Annotated in this window: 1 protein-coding gene; it reads right to left on the bottom strand. The window is 38.2% G+C overall.

Annotated features, from left to right (window positions below; all coding sequences use genetic code 11):
* Positions 1 to 2,699: Ig-like domain-containing protein (locus ACZFYI_RS18600; protein ID WP_462525622.1), on the bottom strand; the 2,699-nt coding region annotated here is incomplete at both ends.

Raw genomic sequence — 2,699 nt, 5'->3', positions numbered from 1 at the left:
AGCTATCCATGTAAGTTTTAAGGTAGTGGGTAAATCTAAACTATTGTTGCTTGGAGTGTTAAGTTTTGGAATATCGGGTGCCAAAACTTTCTGTCCGATTGAAAACCGGATCGAAAGGGGAGTGCCTTTTGTTCCGCCCAAATTGGATTCTGTATAAGGTACAGCTTCCAAGGTATATTCCCCTTCTGAAAGTATTTTCCCTCTATAATTGCCTCTACTGTCTCCGAACAAAGCATAAGGAGCAACATTTTCAGTGATAGTTTCACTCACAGGACCTGATAATTGTATGGATACGCTACCGACTGTTTCTGGATTGGTATTGGCACGAATGTTAAGGTTTACTCCAATTAATTGATTGATATCCAATTGGTTTCCGTCTGCAAGATCTGTAATGTCTAGATCTGTATCGGCATTTACCAAAGTGAATCCGCTAATTCCTATTGTTGTATTTGAGGGATTAACTGTGATTTCAGAATTTGCCGTAAAATTTCCATCTTCTGTTTTGACAGTAATAATCGCGGAACCTGCTTTTATTCCTTTAACCAATCCACCTTGACTTACAGTGGCAATACCTGAATCCGAAGAAGTCCAGATAACATTTTTATTACTTGCATTTTGGGGGGAAACCGTATTTGTAAGTTGTAAAGATTTGGAAATTTCCAAGCTAGCTTTCGTTGGACTGATAGAGATTCCCGTAACTGCAATAACCTCGTTTGGCACACTGATTTTAGTAGAAAAAGTCCATGCTTCAGAAAAATTACTGTTCCCTGAATCATTAGAGGCCATGACCCTCCAAGCGAATGAAGCCCCAGACTGAAGGTTTTTAATTTCAACACTTTGGCTTGTTAAGTTGTAAATATCATAAACCATTGATGAAAAACTTTCATCTTTTCCAACTTGAACACGATAACTTTTGGTATCAATTACTTTGCTCCATTCGAGGACCAATGTATTTGGAAGATCGATACTTCCATTTAAAGGACTTAGAGGTTTTGGGGTTTCAGGAATTGCTAAAGGTTCTGCTGTTTTAAAATTCCAGATACTGGACCAAGAACTTGTTCCGTTCTTGTTTTTCGATCGGACTCTCCAAAAATATTGAGTATTATCAAGCAAATTTTCAACAGAATACTGTATAGCATCCAAATTATCAATATTTGTATCCAGTGTGGCAAAGTCTTGGGTTTTGGAAATTTGGAGTTGATATGTCTCGGCATTGGGAGCATTATTCCATTTTAGGAAAGAATTTTTGGCAATCCCGGAAGCGTTATTGATTGGACTTTCTAATTGAGGGACAGATGGAGGCACTGAAGAATCAAACTCAGAAATATGACTGACAAGGCTATTGATATATACCTCAATATTGGTATACATACTACTCAGTTTGTAACCTTTGTCATCAGCTGTATTGGGATTTAAACCATTTTCAAGTTCCCAGGCATCAGGCATGCCGTCCTTGTCGGAATCTTTTGGTGCAGGTAGAGAATTTAATTTTGGCCAACCTCCGGCATCTGTATGACTATCGATTATTCCTCCTGTACTTCCTCTTGAACCTTTATTTGTAAATGTTCCTGTGCTAGTTTCTTTAATGATTCTTTCGTCTACACTATCTCGGTAGCGGCTGGCTCCAACGTATTTTAAAATCAAGCTATAGGCATCTTGAGAACTGTGGGTCACATTGTACACATTCGATGAAAATGGTGAGGAGGCTTTAATCCTTGTCAAGTCACAAGAACTGCCATCCTGAGGGTCTACACCTTTCCAATTGTCATTTGTAATCCCTGAATTGCTAGAAAAATAATTCCCTGCAACATAAAATTTACCAAAATCATAAACAAGTTTCCCTCCACTTGTGACTTTTTGTGCTCTTAGAAAAAAACTGTCATTTATAGTTGCAGGCCCTTTTTTGTAATAATTGTTGATAACATTAAAAGTACCTGCCTCCCCACCATGAGAGGCAACGTTTCGCCAATTATAAATCAAATTATTTCTGAAATCAACTATTCCCCTGTTTGTCTGCAATAGCGTGGAACTTCTGTAAACATCAGGATGGTCAAACCTCATATTTCTTTGGGTCATGTGAGCAATTAGATTATGATGGAATGATGTGTTTTTTCCACCTAGGATTCCCCCATAACCATGTTCTCCTTTATTATGAACGGAATTGTTTAGTGCCTCTGCAATCAAAGTCCACTGAACGGATAAATTAATATTTCCAACAAAAGAAGCAACTTCATCAGTACCCCATGAGAAAGAACAATGGTCAATGATAACATTTTCACAATATTTTGATTCCATTGCATCATAATACTCTCCTGCAAGTTCACCCAATCTAACTCTTATATACCTTACAATAATATTTTTCTTTGAATCCATCACTAATGGATAATTCTGCAAGGTTATTCCATCTCCAGGTGCCGTCTGACCTGCGATAGTCACATCGGGATTGTTGATTTTTAGTGGACTCTTTAGATTGATATTTCCTGAAACCTCGAAAACAATAATTCTTGGCCCTTTGGTATCCAATGCAGACCGAAGGCTTCCTGGGCCACTATCATTCAAATTGGTTACTTTAATCACCGAACCACCTCTTCCACCGGTTGTGTACATTCCGCCACCCTCAGCACCCGGGAAAGCCAATTGCTGTGAATGAGCAAATAATGGAAGAATGAGTAAAAGTGTTATAAACCTGTACATAATAA

Source organism: Aquiflexum sp. (assembly GCF_977115555.1).
The sequence above is the reverse complement of the archived record's forward strand: the minus strand, read 5'-3'. Positions and strand labels throughout refer to the sequence as shown.